Consider the following 26730-nt stretch of genomic DNA (forward strand, 5'->3'; position numbering starts at 1 on the left):
ACAGGCTATTTTGCAAGCCGCTTTTTTATAAGCACTATTTGCTTATAAAAAGCTTTATTTACAAATATTATCAGCAACATAAAAATACCGAGCCAATGGCTCGGTATTTTTGTTAGTAGCTGATGTTAGTAGATTATTCCGCCGACATTAACACTTGTACTTCACTGCCACTTTAAACTGCCAAACAGATTTGTTGATGTCATAAGTATGGAGACTATAGGTCTCGATACTATCTTGCCCAAATGGAAAAGAATAAATCCCTCTCCCCTTCGTAGCATGGTCGCATCGTAGTCATTAGCCACTACCTGAGGGCTGTTAAAGCGTCGAGATTCAATTCCCCCACATTGTTAGGTTAAGGTTCGCTCACTAAAAAAGCCAGTGACGTTATCACTGGCTTTCTGATTTTGGTTAACTCATGTTGGCAAACCGATTGAGATTAACTGATTATGAACAACAGCTTTTCTCTTTATTGCCTTTGGGGATCTTATCCCACAACACTTTTGCCATTAACACCGCAAGTACAATCCCAGCCACAGCGACAACACCTTCTGGTAATAAAGCATGTTCTTCACCAATTTGCGGCATAACTTCAAAGCCAAAGGTGGCAACAAGATAATTAACGAGTACTCCAAATACCAAAGAGACGCCAATCACCCCGCCTAAATAGCCAAATAATGCCCGTTTACCTAACTCCTTGGTTACCACACCTAAGGTCGCAATATTAGTTGCCGGCCCTGCCATCATAAACACCAATACGGCACCTGGAGACACCCCTGCTAATAGAAGACCAGCAGCAATAGGTGTTGAGGCGGTGGCACAGATATACATTGGGATCGACACTAATACCATCACTAGCATGGCTAAAATGCCATCGCCCCATTTAACTAAAAAGTCAGCAGGCACGTAAGTCTGTACTAGCGCCGCAAAAAATAATCCCACCAGTAACCACAAGGTAGTGTCTCTGACTAAATCGGTGGCCGCATAATGCAGCCCAGACAAGACTCGACTGAACACGCTATTTTGCTTCAACTCTGATGCGATGTCTTGAGTCGATGCGCAGCAGCTGGCTTCATCGGCGCTTTCGCTAGGTGGTTGGCTTGCTGTTGATGCGCAACAACTGCTTGCTGGTGCAGTGTCAACTTGTGACACGGTTTTACTACTGCAACAGCTTGATTTAATAGCTTCAACACTCGGTTCAGCTTTTTGTTTAGTGCTGCAACACGTTCCAGCAGGTTTAGGTTCTGCGGCCTGGTCAGCGGCTTTACTACCGCAACAACTACTTTGCTTTGCTCCTGTCACATTGCCAGCAAGTGGACGAGCTGGCGCCATTGGAGTCAAGAGCGACTTTGGCATAACTGCTTCGGATTTAATCGCAGTCATTTTTACACTGGCATTTTGCATTGTGCTAGCGGTTGTTTTAGATGGTGATGTTGATTCAGATGTAGTTGGTGATTTAGATCCGCAGCATGACGAAACAGGCTTGGCACTAGCAGGTGAATCATTGGATGCTGTTCCGTTAGATGAAGCTGACGCGGCAATACCATCATCGTCATCACGACCCACTAATAAACCGGCCACAATTGCACTGGTAATGGCTGCAATAGGTCGCACAATGGCCATAAAAGGCCCAAGTAGCACATAAGATACGGTTATCGAATCAACCCCGGTTTCTGGGGTTGACACTAAAAAAGAGGTGGTCGCGGCTTTTGAAGCGCCAGAACGACGCAAACCCACCGCTGCGGGAATGACGCCACACGAACACAAAGGTAAAGGCGCACCTAATAATGCTGCTTTTACAACGGTTTTAATCCCGTGTCCACCAAGTTGCTTTTGCATCCATGCCATTGGCACAAATACCTTTAACAACCCAGCAAGCACCAAACCAAGTAACAACCAAGGCGCTGATTCTAAAAATAAGTGGATAAAATTGGTCAATAACATTGTTAATCCTTACGACCTGATTGGGCAAAGTGATGATGTTCTTTTTCAGCAATAATGTCTTTATCAGAGGACTCTAACGCTTCGAGTATTGAGCAATGTTCGGCACTATCATGGCCACCACAGCAAGTATTTGATAAACTTTTTAGTGAGGTTGCAAAATGCTGTAACTCGGCTAATTTGGCTTCCACTTGCTCAAGCTTGGTATCCACTAAGCCTTTAACATCAGCACAAGCGCGGTTGGTTTTATCGACTTCGATAGACAATAATTCTGCAATGTCATTGAGCGAAAAACCGACGGCTTTGGCTCGTAAAATAAATTTAAGTTGCTCGGAATCGCTATGGTTATACAATCGATATCCAGCATCAGACCGGCTTGATGGCGACAGCAAACCGTGCTTTTCGTAAAACCGTAATGTGTCAGCCTTAATGTCATACAAGGCAGAAAGTTCGCCTATTCGATACATAATATGTTCAGCCATTGATTGCATAATTAACGTAAGTATAAACCTTAGAGTTTAATCCAAGGTCAAGGGTTTTTGAATGATTATTCTTACGTATCTTTGTTCTTATTTCAATATTGTGAAATTACACAGAAAAAACACCTAATAGAAGCTCTTTACGATAAAATACGCCCGCCTGATCACGATACAGATAACCTAGAAGGTGTAACCACAATAAGAATTCACGGTGAGGGACTTTGGTAAAGCAGACTTTTTGACGATTCTATTTTACGAAAGATCCTTTAAATCAAACTAGTGGACCCTGTACCTAAATGAATAATGTCAGACCAATTCGTCGCGCGCTATTAAGCGTATCAGATAAAACTGGGATCCTTGAGTTTGCACAAGCGCTGCATGCACAAGGTGTTGAACTCCTGTCTACGGGTGGTACTGCAAAATTACTTGCGGCCAATAACATTCCGGTCATTGAAGTTTCTGACTACACAGGTCACCCAGAAATTATGGATGGTCGTGTTAAAACACTGCACCCAAAAATTCACGGCGGCATTTTAGCCCGTCGCGGCATTGACGAAATCGTCATGGAACAAAACGCTATTAAGCCTATTGATTTAGTTGTGGTTAACTTATACCCATTCGCAGAAACCGTTGCTAAGCCAGGTTGCACCTTAGCGGACGCGGTCGAAAACATCGACATTGGCGGCCCAACAATGGTTCGCTCAACCGCTAAAAACCACAAAGACACCACCATAGTGGTCAATGCCAAAGATTACCCCCGTGTGATCACTGAAATGCAAGCTAACAATGGCAGCACAACATTAGCAACGCGTTTTGACTTAGCCATTGCCGCCTTTGAACACACCGCCGCTTATGACGGTATGATAGCCAATTACTTCGGCACTATGGTTCCCGCACACAGCACCGATGAATGCCATGATGATTCAACGTTTCCACGCACGTTTAATTCTCAGTTTGTTAAGAAGCAAGACTTACGCTACGGTGAAAATAGTCACCAGAAAGCAGCTTTTTATGTAAACACCAATATAGATGAAGCCTCTGTTGCTAGCGCAATTCAGTTACAAGGTAAGGCACTGTCTTACAATAATATTGCTGACACAGATTCTGCCCTTGAATGCGTAAAAGAGTTTGAAGGCCCTGCGTGCGTTATCGTTAAACATGCTAACCCTTGTGGTGTAGCATTAGGTGCTAACCTGTTAGAAGCCTATGATCGTGCATTTAAAACCGACCCAACCTCAGCGTTTGGTGGCATCATCGCCTTTAACCAAGAATTAGACGCAGACACAGCGCAAGCCATTGTTGACCGTCAGTTTGTTGAAGTGATCATCGCCCCTAAAGTGAGCCAAGCCGCGCGCGACATCATTGCCGCTAAAGCTAATGTGCGATTACTTGAATGTGGCCAGTGGAATACTAAGACAACCAGCTTAGACTACAAGCGCGTTAACGGTGGATTGTTAGTGCAAGACCGCGACCAAGGCATGGTGAACTTAGCCGACGTTAAAGTGGTGTCTAAGCGTCAACCGACCGCAAGCGAACTAAAAGACTTAATGTTCTGCTGGAAAGTGGCCAAGTTTGTTAAATCTAACGCCATTGTTTACGCCAAAGACGGTATGACCATAGGTGTGGGCGCAGGCCAAATGAGCCGCGTTTACTCAGCCAAAATAGCGGGTATTAAAGCCGCAGATGAAGGCCTAGTGGTTGAAAATTCAGTAATGGCATCTGATGCCTTCTTCCCCTTCCGTGATGGTATCGATGCAGCCGCGGCTGCAGGTATTAGCTGTATCATCCAACCAGGTGGCTCAATTCGTGATGAAGAAATCATCGCTGCTGCCGACGAGCATGGTATGGCGATGGTATTGACTGGCATGCGTCACTTCCGTCATTAATAAACTCTGATATCAAATATGGGTATCGCTTTTCTATCGTGCTTTTAGCTAAATGATGTTTGCCAACGATATGACAAGCGATACTGTTTACATTTTGTGTTAAACGAATGAGAGCATAGCCATTTTTTCTGGTTCAATGAAAGCACATGCAGCTTATCAGTATAGGTGAGCATGCTTGAAGCAGAAATTGACACAATAACGCAGCGATAAAAGGATTAAAAATGAGAGTACTTGTTATTGGCGGCGGCGGACGTGAACATGCGTTGGCGTGGAAAGCAGCCCAATCAGCACAAGTTGACACTGTATTTGTTGCTCCAGGTAATGCCGGCACAGCCTTAGAACCCAAATTAGAAAACCTTGCCATTGATGTTGAGCAAATTGACGAATTGGTTGCATTTGCCAAAGACAATGCCATTGCGATTACGATTGTCGGCCCTGAAGTGCCATTAGCGTTAGGCGTAGTCGATGCCTTTAATGCGGCTGGTTTAGCTATTTTTGGTCCAACAAAAGGCGCGGCGCAGCTTGAATCTTCAAAAGCGTTCACTAAAGATTTTTTAGCTCGTCATCATATTCCAACGGCAGCGTATTCAAACTTCACTGATATTGCGCCAGCAAAAGCTTACGTTACTGAACTCACGACTAAAACCGGTTTTCCTATCGTCATTAAAGCCGACGGTTTAGCGGCTGGTAAAGGGGTGATCATCGCAGCTGACCAAACCCAAGCCAATGAAGCCATTGACGATATGCTTGCGGGCAATAAGTTTGGTGATGCCGGTTCACGCGTAGTGATTGAAGAGTTTTTATCCGGCGAAGAAGCCAGTTTTATCGTCATGGTAGACGGCAAAAACATTCTTGCTATGGCCACCAGCCAAGACCATAAAGCCCGCGATAATGCTGACCAAGGCCCGAATACTGGCGGAATGGGCGCATACTCTCCCGCGCCTGTCGTCACCCAAGCCGTTCACGATTGGACTATCGCCAATGTTATCCGCCCAACGATAGACGGTATGGCAGCAGAAGGTAACGTTTACACCGGTTTCTTATACGCTGGGCTGATGATTTCGCCTGATGGTAGCGCTAAAGTACTTGAATATAACTGCCGCTTTGGTGACCCAGAAACCCAACCGATCATGATGCGTTTACAGTCTGATATTGTTGAGCTTTGCTTAGCCGCGACCCGTGGTGAATTAGACCAAGTCACCGCAGAGTTTGACCCTCGCGCTGCAGTTGGTGTCGTCATGGCAGCCGGTGGTTATCCTGACGCTTATAACAAAGGCGATGTGATTGACGGGTTAACCCTTGGCGATACTCACGCTAAAGTATTCCATGCTGGTACTCGCATCAAAGATGGCCATGTTGTCACTAACGGTGGCCGCGTTTTATGTGCCACCGCATTAGGAAACACAGTGACAGAAGCGCAACAAGCGGCTTATGCGTTAGTCGATACCATCCATTGGGATGATGTGTACTTTCGCACCGATATTGCCTATCGCGCAATCGCACGTGAAAACGCATAAACTGATAAGCGCTCATCTGCAATACCCCAAATCAGCCCTGTGAACAACGCAGGGTTTTTTATTGCATGTCCCATAAATGAGTCATCAATACAAAGTGGTGAATACTTTCAAATCAAGGCTTATTAATCTCAACAGGGATAAGAGAAGCGGCAATCGATTCCATTAACGCCAACGCGTAAACTGATTGAGTTTTGTCTGATACCAAATAACGTGCCGTTATAATTATAGATGCTTCATTAGTATTCAATAATCAATTATTTTGTGATGCACATCACAAAAGCACCTTCATCCATGGTGCATCCTATAATCAATAGTCACTGCGATCAAATATGATGGCTGAGGCTAACATGATGTAAAAAATGATTATTTTTGGAGGATGAAATGAAATACTCTACCAGCGACCTGATTTATGAAGGTGAAAAGTCAGGGGTTCATAATTGGAACACGGTATCAGGTACCTCTTTCTATTGGCATCCTGATTGGTTACATATCGCAGAAGATATGACCGGCCATAATGCTATGGCTCATATTACCCCAAGCAAAGATAAAGCTGATAAGTCAGATGCGGAAAACGCTATTGTAAAACATTTAAATAATACCACGCCAGAGTAAGCACTTTGCGGGAGCCTTGCTGTTATAAACCTTGGTGTAGACCTAAAACATCAAGGATCTCGCGAGCATCAGTTTTAATCTGAATAACCCTATGTTCAATTCTCAGGAATTCTTTAGCCAAAAAGATAATCAAGCCCATCGCCTTCAAGCCTAGTTTTATTACCTTGTCTCTTGTCTATAATCATACACATCAAGATCAAGCATTTGACCTTGATATATCTTTTCTACCAATCCGTTGGCAACGGGCCTGTGCGGTCTATTTTTTTGCGTTCTTGGCGTTCAACTATCATGCTTACTTTGTTTTTATTCATTTGCCCTTAGGCTTAAAAAGTGGGTAACGCTATAGCAGGTGTCATAACAATGTGTGTCATAACCCCTCATCATCAATAACTTTTCAACGATATAACTTAAATGACAGTATGGAAAAACTAGCAGACTTAGTCTCAACTTGATGATGGTATTGTAATAAGGGAATGGTGATAGAAAGGAGCTTGAGTGGCCCAATAGGCCAACAAATGTCAGTCGATAATGATTTTTTCTGTTGAGATAATCACAGAAATAACATCAAAAAATGCAGTAAAGATAAAAGTAGATGTTAGTATCACCAGACAACAAACTCAAATACTTATGCAAACCCTAACAACTAATTAGCATATTTAGCCACATAAAGTAATTAACCAAGCACACCGTTTAATAACGGCAACAATATCTCTCGCAAAAAAATATTACTCAAGCCTAACAATGTTCGACTTGTGGCGGGTTTTTATGTCAGGATATAACCTTGTTACAAATAAGTTGCTAACTTATTACAATAACACTTAGCCAGCTCACACGAATGAGATATTGGTCAAAAATAATAACAACAAAGGAAGTAATATGTCTCAAGCGGCGCCATCTAACCCGTCTCCTCCCGAGCACAAGCAACCCAGCTTGCTTGATGCTCTTATCCCCGTTTTTTCCCTTATTATTATGCTTGCAGCGGCGGTTTATCTATTTTCGTCAGACAGCTCATCTGGCGCGAACCAAATCGCATTAGTGTTAGCGGCTTGTATTGCGATGATTATCGGTTATAAAAATGGTTATAGCTGGAACCAAATGGAACGCGGTATCGTCAAAAGTATTGGGGTTGCCACTGGCGCATTATTAATTTTATTTAGTGTGGGTTCACTGATTGGTACGTGGATTTTAGCCGGTACAGTGCCGACGATGATTTATTACGGTATGCAAATTCTTAACCCAGACTATTTTTATGCTGCTTGCTGCTTATTATGTGCCGTTGTCGCACTTAGTATTGGTAGCTCTTGGACGGTGGCCGGTACATTGGGTATTGCCTTAGTGGGTATTTCCTCTGCCATGGGGTTAGACGTCAATATCACCGCGGGCGCTATCATCAGTGGCGCTTATTTTGGTGACAAAATGTCGCCAATGTCTGATACCACCAACCTTGCACCCGCAGTCGCGGGCACTGATATTTTTAGCCATATCCGCCACATGACCTGGACCACGGTACCAAGCATTATTATTGCCCTCATTGGATTTATCTTTTTAGGCCTTACCGCAGACGCTGCGCCCATTGAAAATCAACTCGTAGATACTTTGGCTTTATTGGATAAGACCTACAATCCAGGAATACATTTGCTGATCCCGTTGTTAGTGGTGTTGTACTTAGCTAACCGCAGAATGCCAGCATTCCCAACGGTAATACTAGGCACCTTGGCTGGCGCAGTTTGCGCGGCATTATTTCAGTTTGATAACGTCATTGATTTTGTCCATGACGACACCCTATTGCCGATGGTGGCGTTGGTAAAAGGCTTATGGATTGCCATGTTTGACGGTTATGTGGCCAATACCGGTGATGAAGTATTAGATAATTTATTAAGCCGCGGCGGCATGAGCAGCATGGTGACCACTGTGTGGCTAATTCTTTGTGCAATGGCCTTTGGCGGCGTGATGGAAGTCACTGGGTTATTAAACCGTATTTTAGAAAGTATTCTTACCGTGGTGACAGGGACCACCAGCTTGATCATTACCACCCTTGGGGTATGTATTGGCGCTAATATTATTACTGCCGATCAATATATTGCCATCGTGCTGCCCGGTAGAATGCTAAAAGTAGAATACACTCGCCGTAAGTTGGCGGCGGTTAATTTAAGCCGCACCTTAGAAGACTCAGCCACAGTGACTAGTCCACTGGTTCCGTGGAATACCTGTGGTGCCTTTATGGCCAGTACGCTTGGCGTCGCTACAATAGCTTACCTGCCGTACGCCTTCTTTAACTTAGTCTGTCCTCTTATCAGTGCCTCTTATGCTTATTTCAATTTCAAAATTGAGCCATTAGACGAAACTAGGATCAGCACTGGCGAAGTAGTCGGTTAACTAAGTACTCGGTTAACCAAAGCGGTCTTTTAACCAGCCATAATGATAATAACCCCATTGCCCAAGGCGCCTAGCTTGGGTAAAGGGGAATTTGGGTAGCGGTTGTTGATATAAAGGCAGATTAGGTAAGGTTTCACCGGCAATACTTTGGGCTAAACGAAACGCCGCTTGGCTACTAAAAGAGACTCCAGCACCGCAATATCCTAAGCTATACCCTACACCGCCTTTGCTATACACATGAGGCATATCATCCATTGCCGCAGCAATCCATCCGGTCCAGTTATAGGCAATCGCTTTACTCGTTAAGCTGGGGAAACACTTATTGAGCGCCATCTTTAAGCGCTCAGCGTAAATAGGCTTAGCCGCATCTTTGCCCCATACCGCGCCGCGACCACCAAACAACAAGCGGTTGTCGGGTAATAATCGGTAATAGTATTTTAAAATGCGGGTATCCATGGTCACCTGATGAGTATGCAAACCGGCTGCCACTCTTTCTTGCTCACTCAATGGTTCAGTTACAATGACATTGCTTAATATCGGTAAAAACTTATCGTCTACACCTTGATTAAAACGTTTGGGGGTATAAGCGTTACCCGCCATAATCACCTTGTTGGCAGTCAGCTCGCCTTTATCGGTGATTAAACGGTGCTTGCCGCCCTCCTCAATCCAATCTACTACACACGATTGCTCAGAAATCGTCACGCCTTGGTTTTGTACCATCGACTTATAACCCAGTAGTAATTTAAGCGGATTTAAGCCAAAGCCATCTTTTAAGCGCAGAGCACCATAGGCTTGATAATGATCTAAATACTTCGCCCGAAAGTCTTGGCTTGAGATAAATTCAGCACCTGAGTCTTGGCTGTCGGCTAAATGTTGTTGAATATAGTTAGCGGCGTTTTGCAGTGACACCAGCGCCTTGGGATTATGCGCCACTTTTAAATATCCCGCTTCTTGAGGCTCACAGGCGATATTATGTTGTTTGATTAACCCATCAACTCGGGCGACCGCTTGGGTGAATTCATCAAAAATACCTTTCGTGGTGGCTAAGTCCCAGCGCTGAGTCATGGCCGCATAACCTAAACGACCCGAACCTTTTAACACAAAACCGGCATTGCGAGCGCTAGCACCAAACCCCACCTGATTAGCTTCTAACACCTGACAATCAATATTAAACTCGGTGGCTAAATAGTATGCGGTTAACAAGCCGGTGTAGCCACCGCCGACAATAGCCACATCGGTTTGTTGGCGGCCAGACAATGCAGCTGTTGGTGCGGGTAAGACTTGAGTGCTTGCCCAATAGCTAGGGGCAAACGTTTGATTGTTGGGATGGGTGTTAATCAGCGGATCGTACATATTCATCTTCTTGTTATTATTGATTTAGAGGGACGTCGTTAAAAACCAGTAGCATTTCACAGGCAACACAGTGGCAATCTTCACCACACAATACACAGATATAATCTTCGCCCATATAACGTTGATGCCAGCGCTGCGGATGCTGTTTAATCAGCTTACCACCAGCCTTGGTAAAATAACGCACTGCAGCATTATTAGGGCTTTGCTGCCATAAATGGCTCACGCCAGCCTTAGCACCTTGGGCCATGACTGCCGCTTTAGACGCCGCTAATAATTTACCACCCAACCCCTGCCCTCGGCCAGATTCAGCAATAGTGTTTGATTTGAAATAACACACATCGTCAAAATCAACACCCCACTTATCCACCGAACACCATTGGTCTTGCGGCCATTGTCCTGCAGCATAGGTTAACCGAAAGCCGATAAGTTGCTCATTTTCAAGCGCGACAAAATTGGCATTAATGCCATTTTTAATGCCTTTGTGATAAATCGCTGTCAGTTCAGCGATATCCATATAACCACTGCCGTGGACTATTTCCCCCAAGGCTATCACTGCATCAAAGTCGGCGGCAGTCAGTTGTCTAATCATTGTTAACCTATTTTCTTCAGCTGTTAACGCCACGCTTAACGTTAGTGGATATGAGCTATTGTTGGTATTAGCACACCATATCACACGTCATTATCGGTAAGTTAACGATGTTAATCTTTTGTGATAATTTGGCGATAAGTAGGTGAGATCCTTTGTTCATACTGGTTAAAATTAAACAAAGGAGCTCGGTTATGAAACGTACACTAGTGACTGCAAGTCTTATGGCTGCTGGATTATTCAGCCTACCCACGTTCGCTGCTGACATTGAAGTTAGCGTGACAAACTTAACTCACGGAAATCACTTCACCCCACTGTTAATTGCAGCCCACGACGCTGACAGCCATTTGTTTCAAGTCGGTACCCAAGCCTCTGCAGCATTGCAAAAAATGGCTGAAGGCGGTGATATTGGCGACTTAGATGCTGCTGTAACCGGTAATGCAGGTGTGACATCAGCTAACCCGGCAATGGGTTTGCTTGCTGCTGGCGCCAATGTCAGTGACGTAATGCTTGATACTGGCGACAACACCCATTTATCTATCGTAGCCATGGTGTTGCCCACTAACGATGCCTTTATGGGCTTAGATGCTTGGGAAATCCCTACCGAAGCGGGTACGTACACTATGTATGTCAATGCTTATGATGCGGGCACAGAAGCCAATGATGAAATCATTAATGGCGGCGGCATGTCAGGCGTACCGGGTATTCCTGCGGCACCTAGTGGTGACGGTGGAGCCAATGGCACTGGCGTGATGGACAATTCTGACAACAGCAATGTGCATACTCACCCTGGCATTTTAGGTGACATGGACCCTGCTGGCGGTATGAGTGACCTAGACAGTCGCGTTCATCGCTGGTTGAACCCTGTAGCCAAAGTTGTGGTGACAGTAAAATAAGGAGGTAGCCCATGAAACGCACTGACTTTACACTTAAGCCCAGCTTAATCGCCATGCTGGCTGCTGCAACACTGCTTACTGCCTGTGGTGATGACGATGATGATGATACTGTTGTTGTCACCCCGCCAGCTCCAGTGATGCAAACCTTCACTGTGACCGTGACTAACCTGACGGCTAACCAACCAATGTCGCCGGTTATTCTGGCTTCTCATGCTAGTGATGCCATGTTATGGAACGCCGGTGAAATGGCTAGCGAAGCACTCGAGAAAATGGCTGAAGCTGGTGATACTGCCGACATAGCTGCACTAAGCGTGATCGAAAGCAGCGTTAACGGCACCGGTTTATTAATGCCTGGCATGTCAGAAACGCTGACGCTGACTTTAGATGAAGCCGCCGTAGCGAGCATTAGTTTGGCCACCATGTTGGTTAACACTAACGATGCCTTTACTGGTATTAACAGTTACGCCATTGCCGGTATGGAAGTGGACGCAACAACCGCGATGAAGTTTATGGCTTATGATGCTGGCACTGAAGCCAACAGCGAAGCCAAAGGCACTATGCCAGGTCCTGCTGATGGCGGCGAAGGTTTTAACGCCAGCCGTGATGATGTCGACTTTGTCCATATTCATCCTGGTGTTATTTCAATGTACGATGGCTTAGCCGATTCAGTACTGGGGGCATCGCATCGTTTTGATAACCCGGTATTAGCCGTCACCATTATGCGTATTGAATAATCCTAATCGGTCGTATCGACTGAATGAATTTCAACCACATTGAAATTTATTCTCCTCAAAGCGGGTCTAAGTATTAATGCAATTACTGGATTTGCTTTGAGGAAGTCACCATGAATGGAACCGCGAAACATAATGGCCATGTTTGTCCGCAACATATTTTGTTAGTAGAAGACGAACAAGACTTGGCTAAGTTAATCATACTTAACCTCAAAACACTCAACTACAGCGTCGATCACGCCACCACCTTGAAGCAAGCCATGCACATTATCGAACATAAAAAACTCGACCTCATTTTAATGGATCGCATGCTCCCCGATGGTGATGGCATTATATTGTGTGAGCAACTACGCCAAGCCGGTAAGGAAGTCCCGTTGATGCTATTAACCGCCAAAGATTCAGAAGCAGATGTGGTACTGGGGCTTGAAGCAGGAGCAGATGATTACCTGGTCAAACCCTTTAGTGTATTAGAGTTGCGGGCACGGGTAAAAGCACTATTAAGACGCGGTAAAGCCCAACATGATCAAACCCAACAAATTGAATTTAACAGCGTAACCATTAACGCCAGTACCCGTGAAGTCACCGCGTTTAATAAAGCATTAACCCTCACCGCCCGCGAGTTTGATTTACTGCTTTTTTTAGCCAAACACCCGCAACAAGTCTTTAGTCGCATGCAATTGTTAGAAGCGGTATGGGGTTATCACTACGACGGCTATGAGCACACAGTAAACAGTCATATTAATCGCTTACGCAATAAGCTTTCTTTGTGCTCGCCTGAACATGATCTCGTCAAAACAGTGTGGGGCGTAGGCTACAAATTTTCACCACCAGAGGTGCAAGCCCACTAATGAATCGTTTATTTAATCGATTGTTTTTAGCATCAACGATAATAGTGTTATTACTGTTTGTAGCGTTATGGCAATGGTTGCAACTTAACCATGAATTTAACCGTAACCAAATTCAGCAATCACTGCATCTACAACTTGCTGAACACATGGCACACATCAACCCTTTACTATCACAAGGGATAACGTCAGACGCCGCGCTTAAAGAAGCCTTTCATGATTTTATGCTGTTAGGTCCAAGCTTTGAAATTTACACCTTAGACCCAGATGGCAAAGTGATAGCCTATGACGCCAAAGAAGAAAAAATTAAAATTCACCGGGTCGATACTGCAATCATTCAACAGTTTTTAAATGGCGACAACCTGCCAGTACTTGGCACAGATCCGCGCAGCGAAGATACCCACAAGATTTTTTCCGCCAGTAAACTCATCACCGAAGATGGACTGCACAGCGGTTATTTGTATGTCATCATTGGCGGTGAAGATTACGACAGTTGGCAAACACTCATAAATGCCGAAAACCAACCTAAAATCTGGGGCGCCACTATTGGATTTTGGATCATTTTTGCTTTAGTGCTATTTGTAATTTTACTGCGCTATTTTACCCGCCCAATCCAAAAACTCGCTCAAGACTTAACAGAACTTAAAAACACCCCGATGTCAGACAAACTGATGCTCCCCCAGCGCTATCGTGGCAGCTTAGAAATAAGCCAGCTGAGCCATCATATCAATCATTTATTGCAAGAAATCCAATTGCAACAACAGCAAGTTAAACGCCAACAACAGGCCAAACACGACTTTTTACTGCATTTGTCACATGACTTAAAAACCCCGCTTACTGCACTATTAGGCTATATCGATACTTGGTTAATATTGCCCGAAAACGAACGTGACCAAGCACTGATCCAATACGCGGCAAACTCAGGCCAAACCTTACAGCAGCTACTGGCTCAACTGTTAGAATTAGCCGCCCTCGAAAATGGCCAAATCGATGCTCAACTGCAACAAGTCAACTTAAGTGAACTGCTTTGCGATATTGAACAAACCTTTACCCCACGAGCGAAAAAACTCGGGGTTCAGTTAGATTTTGACATCAACCATGCCAGCCAAATCTATACCGACCCTGCACTGATGCGCCGCATACTCAACAACTTGGTCGATAACGCCCTGCGTTACACTCCCGCAGGCGGCAAGATACAAATCATCAATGCGCTCCACAACGGCCAACAATGGTTAACCGTGCGCGACACAGGCGCTGGCATGCACCAGCATGAAGTTGACGCCCTGAAACAATTATCGATGACCACATTGTCGTTTGAAGCGAATCAAAGTCTGCCACAACTCGGCGTCGGACTCGCCATCGTCAGGCAGTTATTGGGATTATTGAAATGCAGAATTGAAATAGACAGCCAACCGGGCGTCGGCAGTGAATTTAAGATAGAGCTTGTAACGCAGGGTTAGAGCTGAATTTGTTGTGATTTAACATCTTAATGACCATGATAGACGGTGGCGAATAAGAGTCTACAGTACAAGTGAATATGGGATAATATTGCCCAAATGCAACTATATATTGCCCTATAGCTCAAAAGTCCAATCCATGGATCACCACATTTTCTGTGTATGGAAAGTAGTGATACACAAAATTTGAGCGTTATAAAGATACTTATAATTAATGAATTTCTCAGGCTCTAATTGGGACCAAATACAAAGTACCCAACCATCACTGGTATTAATATAATGACAAACGAGCACATAAAATATATAGCTCTTTTTTTATCACTTTTGGAAGTAAACTTCTGAACAGAATCTTCATCTATAGCTTGTGCAGCCTTTACTTTAACCGGTAAGAGCATTGCTACAGCATAACTCGGAATTCTCATCCCCATATTATCCCATTGCGGTATGCTTCCACCTGAAGCCTTAATTTTCTTCTCTATAGGGTGTACGGTCATTTGCGCAAAAACCAAATAAGCTATAAAGAAATTGACTAACGGAATACTGCAACACAACCAAAATATACTTTCATAATTTTCCATCATAAATTACCAATTACTGCTTGCATCATAAAGTTTACCCGTAATTTTTTTACCTGCTGTATCGAAACCCAATCCAACAAGAAAACCAACAGAGGCGGCTGCACCAACTCCAATCACAACAGCCCATCCAACTGGTGTAAATACCAGCGCAATACCAACTCCAATGCTATAAGCACTACCTGCTGCGACAGTTCCAGCCGCGAAACCTGCAGAAAAAAACCAATCTGAGTTGAACCAGTGCTTAAGCGGAACCACTAATAATTGCAATAAGCATATAAATTTCTACCTGTTTAGTTTTTAGTTTTCGTCAAAAAAAAGCGAATAGAATATTGCAAATAATAAAAAAATGGCAAGAGAGGCTATAGTATAAATAGCTCTGATACGATCATTTTTAGTTGCAAACTTTCGTACCGAATCTTCATCTACCATTTGCGCTGATTTTGCTTTGATACTAAACATCAGAGATAAAGCATAACTCGATATACGAATTCCCATGTTGTCCCATTTGGGTAATTCTCCTCCAGAACTCTTAATTTTTTTCTCTAAAGGATGAACAGTCAATTGTGCAAAAATTAGCAGTGACACACCAAAATTTATCATTACCAAAACACTGATGATCACAAATAAATCTTTATACTCAAACATTTACAATCACCAACCACTGCTTAATTCATAAACAGATCCTGTTATACCTTTCCCAAACTGGTCAGCTAAATAACCAGCTAAGAATCCAGCAGAAGCTCCCACACCGATACCAATTACCACAGCCCATCCTACGGGAGTAAACGCTAATGTAATGCCTACTGCGACGCCATAAACACTAGTTGTTACGGCTGTCCCGGCTGCGAAACCCATAGAAAAACCGACAGTCTCTTGCAAAGCTTGTTTCTCCCAATTACCGCCGCTCTCGAAGGTATCTCTTACCGCTGTCGCTCGAGAATGGACATCCAGCAGCACTAAACCATTACCGCCAAATTTTGCAGCACCAGCGAATTTATTCAATGTTCGAAGCTCTTTTGCAGACGAAATTTGGATTGGTTTTGTCGTTCTAGCACTTTTAGCCTGATTAAGACCACGATCAGCATTGTTCCAAATACTCGCCTTACGAGCTCTTGAGCTAGCTAGTCGTTTTGAAATTTCATTGTGAAACTGTGAATTTAACCGACTATGTAACTGCCGCGCCGTTTGTTCAAACTTAAGGACTTCTAACTTTGGCATTTTTGAACGGTAAGCATTACGCACTTTTTCAAGCGCCATTTGGTATTCTTTTATTACGCTTTGTAATTGTGATAAATGATGACCCATTGCACCGATGGATGCTCCCATCATTGCTTTATTCTGCTCTGCAAAAAAATCTTTTGGTAAACTATCTAACTGTTGATCATAAAAATCAGATAGTGCTAAAAGCATATCAGGCCCAACAGCTTCGTTAACCTGCGCAATGGCTTGTCTTTGATGTAACGGTTTAGTTTTAAATTTACCTAATTCGTTATTCAATAAATGGTCTTGAGCATATGCTGTGTTAAAACTATCCATGAAGTTAACTTGTGGAACACCTGGAGCCTGAAAAGGTGCGTCTAAGATTGATGGTGGTGTATTGGGGGTAAGACCTGTTATCCACCCTTTAGGGCAAATACTAATTTCAATTGGCATAATATCTTCCTTGATTTATTAAGCGCACATTTTAAATAAACTTTATGTTTAAATCACAATCTATAGATCAAATGTAATGATGGGTAATTTTATTATGTTTAACCTTTTCATTCTATAGTCATAAATAACTATGATAAACGCAGAGCCTACTCAAAAATGATAAGTAAATTTTAAATGGCTGTGTTGGAAAAACATAAAACAACTTTAAATTTTGGCAACAAAAAAGCGAATCCTAAGATTCGCTTTTTTTAGCCAATACCACTGAATTACTTGTGGTATTTACCAGACAACTCATGCACAGAATTGATAAATGCACCGGCATGATCTGGATCGACATGCTGGTGAATACCATGGCCTAAGTTAAATACATGGCCAGTACCTTCGCCGTAGCTGGCTAGAATTTGGTCCACTTCTTGGTGAATACGTTCAGGTGTGGCATATAACATCGATGGATCCATGTTGCCTTGTAGTGCCACTTTATGGCCAACACGACGACGGGCATCACCAATATCAACAGTCCAATCTAAACCTAATGCATCACAACCTGTTTCAGCCATAGACTCTAACCATAATCCGCCACCTTTAGTAAATAAGGTAACAGGTACTTTACGGCCGTCAGCAAAGCGAGTTAAGCCATCAATGATTTTTTGCATGTAACGCAATGAGAACTCGCGATAAGCATGGTGAGATAATGCGCCACCCCAAGAATCGAAAATCATTAACGATTGTGCACCGTTTGCAACTTGTGCATTAAGGTATAACACCACTGAGTCTGCCAACTTGTCTAATAACATGTGTAATGCAGCAGGCTCGGCATAGGCCATACGCTTAATTTTTTCGAATGTTTTGCTTGAACCGCCTTCAACCATGTAAGTGGCCAGTGTCCAAGGCGATCCCGAAAAACCAATTAACGGCACTGAGCCATTTAGTTCGCGACGAATAGTGCTTACGGCACGCATCACGTAGCCTAATTCATCTTCAGGATCAGGAATACATAACTTTTTAATCGCATCTATGGTGTCAGTCGGACGCTCAAAACGTGGACCTTCACCGGCTTCAAAATACAAACCTAGGCCCATAGCATCTGGCACAGTCAGGATATCTGAGAATAAAATCGCAGCATCTAAATCATAACGACGTAATGGTTGTAAAGTGACTTCGCAAGCCAATTCAGCATTACGGCATAAAGACATAAAGTCACCTGCTTGAGCACGAACTTCTTTATACTCAGGTAAATAACGTCCCGCTTGACGCATCATCCATACTGGAGTGACATCAACAGGTTGCTTCAGTAACGCACGTAAATAACGATCATTCTTTAATTCTGCCATGTGGGCTTTCTTCCTAGACTGTTATGATTTCTATGATTTCTGCTGGGCGCTAGTTTAGCACTTACCTGATTAATGTAACCACCCATGCAGAATTTATGTGAGCTATTCCTAAATCTAGTGTCGATTTTATTAACATAACCGCCTTATCCGCTCACAAAACACACAATACTGATGTGTAAATCGCAATTTATAGGATTAAAAGTTGCGCCAAGGAATGGGGTTTGGTATAAAAAGTATGCGCTAGCAAGAACAATCAAGAAGCACGACAAATCGAGCCTTTGAAAACTTAGTTACCCCGTGATGGCATGCCTATCACGGGGTTTTTTATTATCCACGTTATGCCGTTTCTTTTTTCATCCTAAAGGGTCGGTCCACTGCAAATATAAATAAAACAGTTGATCATAATACACGTTGTCCAATACATTAGTGGTTACATAAAGACTGCCAATTAGAGAGAAGACATGCTAACAAAACTAGAAAAAGCAGAAAGACGCTGGGGCGGTGCTCATAATTTAATCGATCAATGGATAAGTAATCGCCGCAAATTATTGATCCAATATTTTATTGTTGCAGGATTAGCACCCTATTCTCGCAGCGAAAAATCACTTCCAAAAATGGATCAAGTGAAACAGTTTTGTGCCCAATTAGTTGATTATGTTTCTGAAGGCCACTTTGAGGTATACAACAACGTTGTTAAAGCTTGTGAAAGGTTTGGTGAGTCGAGCATAGAAACAGCCAATGGCTTATTACCGCGCATTAGTGAAAGCACAGATACTGCGTTGGATTTTTATGATAAATATACCGATGCATCTGACGAACAAGTGCTGTATCAGCTCGACAACGATTTATCTCATTTAGCACAAGCCATGGAGTCGCGTTTCGAATTAGAAGATGAGCTTCTAGAACTCCTTTACCAACGTCTTCCTTAATTGAGGCAGCCCATTAAAAGTGCGATTTGTTACGCACTTTTTAATGCGGATCCCTTGATTACACCTAAGGTTATTGCCGTTTATGCCAGTTTTCAGGCAGCTCAACTTGTGACCATAAATGTTGACATAAATCTTGCGGCTGATGCCAATCGCCCATTTTTAACCAGGCCACCAATGCATCGCCCACCTGTGGATACGCAATCGGCTTAGGTGATGGGTTTTTTAACCAACGCTTAAGCACGGTTGGATCTAAAGTTTGCATACTCTCTGCCACCGCAAGTAATTGTAACGCAGCAAGGTTAGCCGATTGTTCAAATTGCCCCAGTAAAGGTTTCACCAATAATTTTTTACCTAAGGTCATCGCCTCACTGGCTAACTCAAAGCCAGCATTGCCGATCACCCCACCACATTGGGCCATGTGTTGTTTAAAACCCTCACGATCAAAGCCATGCCAATGAATATGCTCGGCTAATTCTTGCAAAGGTTGCATGCTGTGGTAAACAAAAAAGTGATATTGATCAAATGGAGCTAAAAATGCCGCAATACGATCGGCATCTTCAAACGGTAAATACACTAAAATTTGATGGCTATGATCACCACCATTGGGCGACACCTCAACAAAAGGAGGTAAAATAGGAAAACCAAAGTGATGCCAATGACAACCTAAAGCAATATCGACAGGCGCAAAATGATTCAGTAAAAACTCGTTAAACCAATTGTTACCCTGTTTAGGCACAGGATATTGTAATGCAGCCTGATGACTAATGGCTATCGAAGGCACATGTTGTTGTTTCGCAGCCCAGGCGCTCACGGGTTCAAAATCATTTAACACTAAATCGTAACCCGTTAAATCTAAGTGCTTAATCTCAGAAAAAATGGCCGTCGTTAAATTGCATCTGGCAGTTTTCATTGTATTAACGCGACCATTTTCGGTCACGAATGTCATGCCATTACGGGTCTGATAATCGCCAAAACATTGCATATCAAAGTAATATTGCGGTGTACGGCCTGAAAATAGAAAATCGACATCGATATTATGTTGCTTAAGCGCTTTAGACATCACGCGCGCGCGGCTGATATGACCATTCCCGGTGCCTTGAACTCCATACAAAATTTTCATTTCGGCTTACAATCCTCAACGGCTGAATTATCAAGATGGAAACATGCTGCACTCATTACTGCATGAGCGATGAAAACATGAGTTATCAAAACATGAGTTGCTCAACAAGTAATACGGATCCCATACCCAGCCCTGCGCCAGCAATAATATCCAAAGGATAATGTACCCCTAGGGCGATTCGCGATGAGCCGACAAAACAAGCCCAAGCAAACGCTATTGGTGCTAAGGCAGGAAACACCAGCTCCACCACGCTAGCCAATACAAAGGCACCAGCAGTGTGCCCTGAAGGTAAGCTAAATTTATCCGACGGCTCAAAACCTGACTCAAAGCCCACTAAAGCGTGACAAGGACGATGACGCCGAATACTGTTTTTTAGCAGTAAATACAACGGAAACTCAACCACAAAACTGCCCAACACTAAATTAAAGAAGTACTGACCGTTAGGATGAAAAAACAATAGCGCAACAGATAAGTAAACATAATAGTGGCCATCACCTGTTGCAGATACGCGCTTAGCGGCCTGATTTAGGCCGTTATCTCGGCTAAATTGCACGATCCAATAAAACCAATATTTATCTAACTGGCTGATATTCATCTTCATGCTTAACTCCATGCCAAACGTCAGGAATATCAATTACTCTATCTTTACCCGGTCATAATTGCCCGACTAACGTTATTAATTTGTTAACAGTTTAGATAATAGACAGGGATAATGAACACGAGGTGACAGTTAGTCTAAAGTTTTATGACAGCTAAGTGAGTCGAGAAGTGATGATATAAACCAAGTGTATTGCGAAGACGCGGATGGATGATATAAAAAATGCCCCCTCTTATTCATATTAAGAGGAGACATAAACAGCATTTGTTTATCGTAAACGATACAGAAACACTTTCTGTGCCATTTATGCAGTTTGCGACTTTGCGCTTTTATTACGATAAATCTTAATTAAGTGAAAAATGTTAATACATGCTACAAAAGCATTCATGCCCGCAACTGGCCAAGCTTCGATTGCATATCCGTAGGCGACAAAAAAAGAACAACCGACAAAATTTAACCATCTGAGTAAAACGATGTCTTTCATCATTAGTGAAATGGCCACCATAACGGATGCAGCATAACCTAAGATTTCAATAATATTGATATTTTCCATAAGAACCTCTATTTCAGGCCCTCTGCCTTCCGTAAGCGTAACGAGGATTCCGTGCCCCTAAAGCTAGCATTATTTTGTAAACTTACATTAATTAATTTATCAATATGCTAACAAACTGGCGAGCATAAATGTAATTAAAAAACGTATTATGATGACTTATATCAACATATATCGGCTAATCTGTTCAATTTGAAAGAAAATTACTTCCAAATCTGATCCCCGTTCTCTATTTAGGTCAATGTGTCATCTGCGCATAAGTAACACCATAAGTTGATTTATAACAATCCAGTGATTAATAAGACTTTTATTTTCATAAAAAGCTCATATAATTCATTTAACTTTGCTTTACCCAGCAATTTACCTTTGCTGTCTTACAGGAGTGAAATATGGAATACAACACCTCAGAACTCTGCGACACGTATATAGATGTAGTCGATGTCGTCGAACCAATGTTCAGTAACTATGGTGGTTGCAGCTCCTTCGGTGGCTCAATCAGTACGATTAAGTGTTTTGAAGACAATGGCCTTATTGCTGATGCTCTACAAGATGACGGTGAAGGTAAAGTATTATTAGTTGATGGTGGTGGCTCATTACGACGCGCGCTCCTTGACGCTAGAATTGCTGAAATAGCGGTTGCCAATAACTGGGAAGGTATTCTCATTTACGGTTCAGTGCGTGATGTTGACGCCCTTGAAGAACTTGATATTGGTATTCAAGCGCTTGCTTCGATCCCTGTCGGTGCTGAAAGTAACGGTGTGGGTGAAATCGAAATTCCAGTTAATTTTGGTGGAGTGACCTTTTTACCTGGTGACCATATTTACGCTGATAATACCGGTGTTATTCTATCTCCAGAACCATTAGATATTGAATAACAACGTCATAGCCAACTTCGCTTTGTAAAAGCTGGCAGACTATCTCTTTAAAAACCAGCTATGCTGGTTTTTTTTATGGCTGTAATTTGGAGAACAATCATGTTTAGCGCATTTACTCAACAGCACTGCGATACATTATTAAGCTTACGCCCTAATGAAACAAAAATAGGCCAGCAGGTTTATCTGGCATCCGCAGAACTGTCATTAGGGCAAAATGCGCTCGATGCTAAGTCTTCTGGCGCACAGTTTGCCATTATTGCCATTGCAGAAGATGTAGGACCACGGGCCAATCTAGGCCGAGGTGGAGCAGATGATGCCTTTGTCACCAGTATGAAGCAGTTGCTTAATTTACAGTCCAATCGATTTCTTAATGGCAACGAATGTGCCATTTTGGGCCAAATCAGTCTCGACACGCCATTGCCTGCAACAGCGACTATCGAACAATTACGTCAAGCAACAGCGCAATTAGATAGCATCGTCATCGCTGCGATCAGTCAAATCATGCAAGCAGGGTTAGAACCCATCGTCATTGGCGGCGGACATAATAACGCTTACGGTTTATTAATGGCCACAAAAGCCACCACAGGGTTACCTGTCGCAGCGGTCAATCTGGATCCGCACAGTGACTTTAGACCACGAGAAGGTCGCCACAGCGGTAATGGATTTAGTTATGCAGCCGCCAATGGCGCCCTCGATCATTATCATATTCTCGGATTACATGAATTAAAAAACAGCGAAGTCACCCTTGAACAACTAAGTCTTTTTGGCGCCACATGGCACAGCTTTCAACAAATTTGGGTTCGTCGTGAACTGCAGCTCGACACGGTATTAAAGCAAATAGCGATATCGTTAAATCAAACACAACTGCCAGTGGCACTAGAACTCGATGTCGATGTCATCACTAATATGCCCAGCAGCGCGGCCACATTTGCCGGTATTCCACTACTCGATGCATGCCATTATGTGCATTATATTGCTAGGCATTGTCCATGCCATTACGCTCATTTTGCAGAAACCGCCCCAGCATGCCATCACGCGGGGGTAGAAGCGGGTTATCGTGATGCAGGTCAAGCTCTTAGTGAGCTAATTTATGCTTATATTCAGGGAAGATTAACTTGTTTGAATTAGGATCTGTGGACGCTATTCATTAAATGCTAATTATATGCTCTAATGCAGGGCAATTTTTTAGCCTTAACTGCTGATGTATACTGGGGCTAATCGACACGAAGATCATTGCTGCGTTCAAGTTGATGTGAAATGTACATCGGGTGTAAAGTGAGACCGCTAATTGATAGTTGTCACACTATCACACTAGAGCATTTCAGCAATCATTAGCAATGGCATACACTTACTATTAATTATCGCTCATTATAGGAATATACCGATGTCTGAAGGCGAACCAAAAAATACTCATTTTGGATATAAAACTGTCGAAGCCGATAAAAAAGCAGAGTTAGTCGCTGACGTGTTTCATTCCGTCGCGGCAAAATACGACATTATGAATGACGTGATGTCTTTTGGTATTCACCGTTTTTGGAAACGTCACACCATTGAAGTCGCTGCTGCTCGACCAGGTATGAAAGTACTTGATTTAGCCGGTGGAACGGGTGACCTTACTGCTAAGTTTTCCCATTTAGTAGGCGATCGAGGTCAAGTCGTTCTTGCCGATATTAATGATTCTATGCTCAAAGTCGGTCGAACCAAATTACGTGACAAAGGCATCGTCAACAACGTCAGTTATGTGCAAGCAAATGCTGAAGCATTACCGTTTCCAGATAACCATTTTGATATTATTACTATCGCTTTTGGTTTACGTAATGTAACCGATAAAGATGCCGCATTACGCTCCATGCAACGAGTATTAAAGCCTGGCGGAAAACTATTAGTGCTTGAATTCTCTACGCCTAAACATGAATTAATGCGTAAAGTTTATGACATGTATAGCTTTAAGGTATTGCCAAAAATGGGCGCTCTAATCACTAAAGATGCCGACAGCTACGAATACCTTGCCGAATCCATCCGTATGCACCCTGATCAAGAAACACTTAAACAAATGATGATAGATGCTGGGTTTGAACAAGTTGACTACACCAATATGACAGACGGTGTTGTCGCATTACATAGAGGTTATAAGTTTTAATGATGCCTAATCACTTTGCTTTGTTAACTTGTGCAGCCATTGAAACCGCTTTTAACCAGCTGCCAGCACAGGCTAAAAATGACTATGCTCGCCAGAAATCATTGCACGGCAAAGTTTTTTGTATCCAGTTGAGCCAGCTAGATTGGCCGCTTTATTTAGTATTTGCTAAGCAAATTCAAGTACTCAACCATTATGAAGGTGACGTAGCCGTGACGGTGCGGGCTGATGTATCCACCTTATATCAGCTCACTGAAGGCGCTAACTTAACTGAGCTCATCAAACAAGATAAACTCAGTTTGGAAGGTGATATTCAATTACTTCAATCGTTAAGCCACTATTTACAGAACATTCATATTGATTTTGCCGAACCATTATCACGCTACATAGGTGATGCTCCGACCCATAGAATTGTCACTAGCGCCAAACAATTTAGCCATGATATAAAGCAGGTTATACAAAAAACACGGTCGCACATCAGCCAGTTAACAACCGAAGAATATCGTCTGGCACCGCATAAAATTGAATGGCTGCATTTTCGTGATAATCTGGATGAACTGGTAAGCCAAACCGAACGTATCGAAGCAAAGATAGCCAAATTAAGAGATCAAATCATTCAATGACAACTGCAAGTATCAGGCGTGGTTACCATGTCATTAAGACCATTCTGCATTTTGGCTTAGATGATTTAATTCCTCGACACAAAAAGCCATGGTATTTCTCAATTCTGCGCAACGGTTTATTTTGGATCCGTAATAAACATAAAAATAAATCACCTGCCGAACGCTTAAAGCTGGCGATGCAAGATTTAGGTCCGGTATACATCAAACTAGGGCAAATGCTGTCGACTCGCCGTGATTTGCTTGACGACGAATGGGCTTACCAATTGGCCATGTTGCAAGACCGAGTGCCACCATTTGATTCAGCGTTAGCACGTCAAGCCATCGAAGCGGAGCTTGGAGCACCAATCAGCACTTATTTTGATGATTTTGACGACACACCATTGGCGTCAGCCTCTATTTCACAAGTCCATACCGCGACGTTAAAATCCAACGGCAAAGACGTAGTGCTTAAAGTCTTACGTCCAAATGTTGAGCAGCAAATTCTAGCTGACTTACAGTTAATGATCCAAACAGCTAACATACTGGAGACATTACTAGGTGATGGTAATCGCTTACGTCCTGCTGAAGTGATTGAAGATTACCGCACCACCATTTTAGGCGAGCTTAATCTTAAACTCGAAGCTCTTAACGCCATAAAACTGCGCAATAATTTCATTGATTCAAACTCCTTATACGTGCCTTTTGTTTACGAAGAACATAGCTACAAACGATTAATGGTCATGGAACGTATTTACGGTATTCCTGTCTCTGACACAGAAGCGCTACGCGCCCAAGGCACCAACTTTAAACTGCTAGCCGAGCGCGGTGTTGAATTGTTTTTCACTCAAGTGTTTCGGGATAATTTTTTCCATGCCGATATGCACCCTGGTAATATATTTATCAGCCGCGAACATCCTGACGACCCATTTTATATTGGTCTAGATTGCGGCATTATGGGCACCTTAACCGAGGTTGATAAACGCTACCTTGCGGAAAACTTTTTAGCCTTTTTTAATCGCGATTATCACCGTATTGCCCAGTTGTATATTGAATCCGGATGGGTCTCTGAACACACAGACATCATCGCCTTCGAACAAGCTGTTAAAGTGGTATGCGAACCTATGTTCAACAAGCCACTAGATGAAATATCATTTGGCCATGTATTGCTGGAACTTTTTAAAACCGCGCGCCACTTTGACATTGTAGTGCAACCACAACTGGTGTTGCTGGAAAAAACCTTACTTTATATTGAAGGCTTAGGCCGTCAGTTATATCCACAATTAGATTTATGGCAAACCGCAAAACCGTTCCTCGAAAACTGGATGTCTGAACAGGTTGGTCCTAAAGCTCTGTTCAACAAAGTAAAATCAAATGCACCGTTTTGGGCGGACAAACTCCCCGAGTTTCCTGAATTGATTTACGACAACTTAAAGTTAGGTCGTAAATTACTCGGAACTCAGCAACAAATGCTAGATAAATACCTGAAATACCAGCATAAATCACACAAAAGCAACTACCTGTTAATCACGTCCGCAGTTTTGTTGATCTGCGGCACAATATTATTTACTCAAAACGCTACACTGTGGCTAGCATACACCTGCATTGCTTCTGGCTGCCTATTTTGGGCGATAGGATGGCGATCTATGCCAAAGAATCGTAAATTTTAGCTAGCACTATATAA

26 protein-coding genes are annotated in these 26730 nt (G+C 43.0%); 14 read left to right on the forward strand and 12 right to left on the reverse strand.

The genetic code is table 11. The annotated features are described in order from the left end of the window. Positions 1–444: 444 nt before the first annotated feature. The gene (locus CXF80_RS11165) at positions 445–1941 is read right to left on the reverse strand and encodes an SO_0444 family Cu/Zn efflux transporter (RefSeq protein ID WP_101032935.1); all 1497 of its coding nucleotides are present in this window, start codon (positions 1939–1941) and stop codon (positions 445–447) included. Positions 1942–1943: 2 nt separating this feature from the next. Further along, positions 1944–2405, reverse strand: coding sequence for a Zn(2+)-responsive transcriptional regulator (gene zntR / locus CXF80_RS11170; protein ID WP_101034756.1), 462 nt, complete (start codon positions 2403–2405; stop codon positions 1944–1946). A 308-nt stretch (positions 2406–2713) separates the two neighbouring features. Between zntR and purH the strand changes: the two genes are divergently transcribed. The 4 genes from purH (at position 2714) to nhaC (ending at position 8808) form a co-directional block, all read left to right on the forward strand. After that, positions 2714–4303, forward strand: a complete 1590-nt coding sequence (gene purH, locus CXF80_RS11175) for a bifunctional phosphoribosylaminoimidazolecarboxamide formyltransferase/IMP cyclohydrolase (RefSeq protein WP_101032936.1) — start codon at positions 2714–2716, stop codon at positions 4301–4303. 221 nt (positions 4304–4524) lie between these two features. Continuing rightward, complete coding sequence (gene purD, locus CXF80_RS11180) at positions 4525–5820, forward strand: phosphoribosylamine--glycine ligase (protein ID WP_101032937.1); 1296 nt, start codon at positions 4525–4527, stop codon at positions 5818–5820. 381 nt (positions 5821–6201) lie between these two features. Next, positions 6202–6432, forward strand: a complete 231-nt coding sequence (locus tag CXF80_RS11185; RefSeq protein ID WP_101032938.1) for a hypothetical protein — start codon at positions 6202–6204, stop codon at positions 6430–6432. Between the two features lie 876 nt (positions 6433–7308). Then, complete coding sequence (gene nhaC / locus CXF80_RS11190; protein WP_101032939.1) at positions 7309–8808, forward strand: Na+/H+ antiporter NhaC; 1500 nt, start codon at positions 7309–7311, stop codon at positions 8806–8808. Between the two features lie 12 nt (positions 8809–8820). Here the strand turns inward: nhaC and CXF80_RS11195 are convergent, their stop codons facing one another. Beyond that, entirely contained in the window at positions 8821–10161 is a 1341-nt protein-coding gene (locus CXF80_RS11195; protein ID WP_101032940.1) for an NAD(P)/FAD-dependent oxidoreductase, read from the reverse strand. 16 nt (positions 10162–10177) lie between these two features. Next, entirely contained in the window at positions 10178–10750 is a 573-nt protein-coding gene (locus tag CXF80_RS11200; RefSeq protein WP_101032941.1) for a GNAT family N-acetyltransferase, read from the reverse strand. 191 nt (positions 10751–10941) lie between these two features. Here CXF80_RS11200 and CXF80_RS11205 point away from each other — a divergent pair, with 191 nt between their 5' ends. From CXF80_RS11205 to CXF80_RS11220, 4 genes are all read left to right on the forward strand, one after another. After that, on the forward strand, positions 10942–11643 hold the full coding sequence (locus CXF80_RS11205) for a spondin domain-containing protein (protein ID WP_101032942.1): 702 nt from the start codon (positions 10942–10944) through the stop codon (positions 11641–11643). Between the two features lie 11 nt (positions 11644–11654). Then, positions 11655–12377 carry a spondin domain-containing protein gene (locus CXF80_RS11210; RefSeq protein ID WP_101032943.1) on the forward strand — a complete coding sequence of 241 codons (723 nt, stop codon included), beginning with the start codon at positions 11655–11657 and terminating at the stop codon, positions 12375–12377. 110 nt (positions 12378–12487) lie between these two features. Beyond that, entirely contained in the window at positions 12488–13222 is a 735-nt protein-coding gene (locus CXF80_RS11215; protein WP_101032944.1) for a response regulator transcription factor, read from the forward strand. Beyond that, positions 13222–14679 carry a sensor histidine kinase gene (locus CXF80_RS11220; protein WP_101032945.1) on the forward strand — a complete coding sequence of 486 codons (1458 nt, stop codon included), beginning with the start codon at positions 13222–13224 and terminating at the stop codon, positions 14677–14679. Before CXF80_RS11215 ends, CXF80_RS11220 begins: the two co-directional genes overlap by 1 nt. Positions 14680–14906: 227 nt before the next feature. Here the strand turns inward: CXF80_RS11220 and CXF80_RS11225 are convergent, their stop codons facing one another. From CXF80_RS11225 to hemE, 5 genes are all read right to left on the reverse strand, one after another. Further along, positions 14907–15257, reverse strand: coding sequence for a hypothetical protein (locus tag CXF80_RS11225; RefSeq protein WP_157822219.1), 351 nt, complete (start codon positions 15255–15257; stop codon positions 14907–14909). 3 nt (positions 15258–15260) lie between these two features. After that, positions 15261–15521 (reverse strand): hypothetical protein, encoded by a 261-nt coding sequence (locus tag CXF80_RS11230; RefSeq protein WP_101032947.1) that lies wholly within the window; start codon positions 15519–15521, stop codon positions 15261–15263. A 30-nt stretch (positions 15522–15551) separates the two neighbouring features. After that, a complete protein-coding gene (locus CXF80_RS11235) occupies positions 15552–15899 on the reverse strand; it encodes a hypothetical protein (RefSeq protein WP_101032948.1) in 348 nt (115 codons plus the stop codon). Positions 15900–15905: 6 nt separating this feature from the next. Then, positions 15906–16907, reverse strand: a complete 1002-nt coding sequence (locus CXF80_RS11240) for a hypothetical protein (RefSeq protein WP_101032949.1) — start codon at positions 16905–16907, stop codon at positions 15906–15908. 266 nt (positions 16908–17173) lie between these two features. Then, on the reverse strand, positions 17174–18238 hold the full coding sequence (gene hemE / locus CXF80_RS11245; protein WP_101032950.1) for a uroporphyrinogen decarboxylase: 1065 nt from the start codon (positions 18236–18238) through the stop codon (positions 17174–17176). A 461-nt stretch (positions 18239–18699) separates the two neighbouring features. On the opposite strand from hemE, the gene rsd reads away from it, so the two are divergent. Further along, complete coding sequence (gene rsd, locus CXF80_RS11250; RefSeq protein ID WP_101032951.1) at positions 18700–19167, forward strand: sigma D regulator; 468 nt, start codon at positions 18700–18702, stop codon at positions 19165–19167. A 70-nt stretch (positions 19168–19237) separates the two neighbouring features. On the opposite strand, the gene CXF80_RS11255 is transcribed toward rsd, so the two are convergent. The 3 genes from CXF80_RS11255 to CXF80_RS11265 all read right to left on the reverse strand — a co-directional run bounded on the left by CXF80_RS11255 (position 19238) and on the right by CXF80_RS11265 (position 21438). Then, positions 19238–20287: an MJ1255/VC2487 family glycosyltransferase gene (locus tag CXF80_RS11255; RefSeq protein WP_101032952.1), complete on the reverse strand. Its 1050-nt coding sequence runs from the start codon at positions 20285–20287 to the stop codon at positions 19238–19240. 85 nt (positions 20288–20372) lie between these two features. Further along, positions 20373–20888: a phosphatase PAP2 family protein gene (locus tag CXF80_RS11260; protein WP_101032953.1), complete on the reverse strand. Its 516-nt coding sequence runs from the start codon at positions 20886–20888 to the stop codon at positions 20373–20375. A gap of 301 nt (positions 20889–21189) precedes the next feature. Further along, entirely contained in the window at positions 21190–21438 is a 249-nt protein-coding gene (locus CXF80_RS11265; RefSeq protein ID WP_101032954.1) for a YgjV family protein, read from the reverse strand. Positions 21439–21824: 386 nt separating this feature from the next. On the opposite strand from CXF80_RS11265, the gene rraA reads away from it, so the two are divergent. The 5 genes from rraA to ubiB all read left to right on the forward strand — a co-directional run bounded on the left by rraA (position 21825) and on the right by ubiB (position 26716). Then, a complete protein-coding gene (rraA, locus tag CXF80_RS11270) occupies positions 21825–22310 on the forward strand; it encodes a ribonuclease E activity regulator RraA (RefSeq protein WP_101032955.1) in 486 nt (161 codons plus the stop codon). 99 nt (positions 22311–22409) lie between these two features. Continuing rightward, a complete protein-coding gene (locus CXF80_RS11275; RefSeq protein WP_101032956.1) occupies positions 22410–23438 on the forward strand; it encodes a formimidoylglutamase in 1029 nt (342 codons plus the stop codon). 256 nt (positions 23439–23694) lie between these two features. Further along, positions 23695–24450: a bifunctional demethylmenaquinone methyltransferase/2-methoxy-6-polyprenyl-1,4-benzoquinol methylase UbiE gene (gene ubiE, locus CXF80_RS11280; protein ID WP_101032957.1), complete on the forward strand. Its 756-nt coding sequence runs from the start codon at positions 23695–23697 to the stop codon at positions 24448–24450. Continuing rightward, positions 24450–25070, forward strand: a complete 621-nt coding sequence (locus CXF80_RS11285; RefSeq protein WP_101032958.1) for a ubiquinone biosynthesis accessory factor UbiJ — start codon at positions 24450–24452, stop codon at positions 25068–25070. The genes ubiE and CXF80_RS11285 overlap by 1 nt, the downstream gene beginning before the upstream one ends. After that, the gene (gene ubiB / locus CXF80_RS11290) at positions 25067–26716 is read left to right on the forward strand and encodes a ubiquinone biosynthesis regulatory protein kinase UbiB (RefSeq protein ID WP_101032959.1); all 1650 of its coding nucleotides are present in this window, start codon (positions 25067–25069) and stop codon (positions 26714–26716) included. The genes CXF80_RS11285 and ubiB overlap by 4 nt, the downstream gene beginning before the upstream one ends. The last annotated feature ends 14 nt before the right edge of the window (positions 26717–26730 follow it).

This window comes from Shewanella sp. Actino-trap-3 (assembly GCF_002836275.1).
GTDB classification, from domain to species: domain Bacteria; phylum Pseudomonadota; class Gammaproteobacteria; order Enterobacterales; family Shewanellaceae; genus Shewanella; species Shewanella psychromarinicola.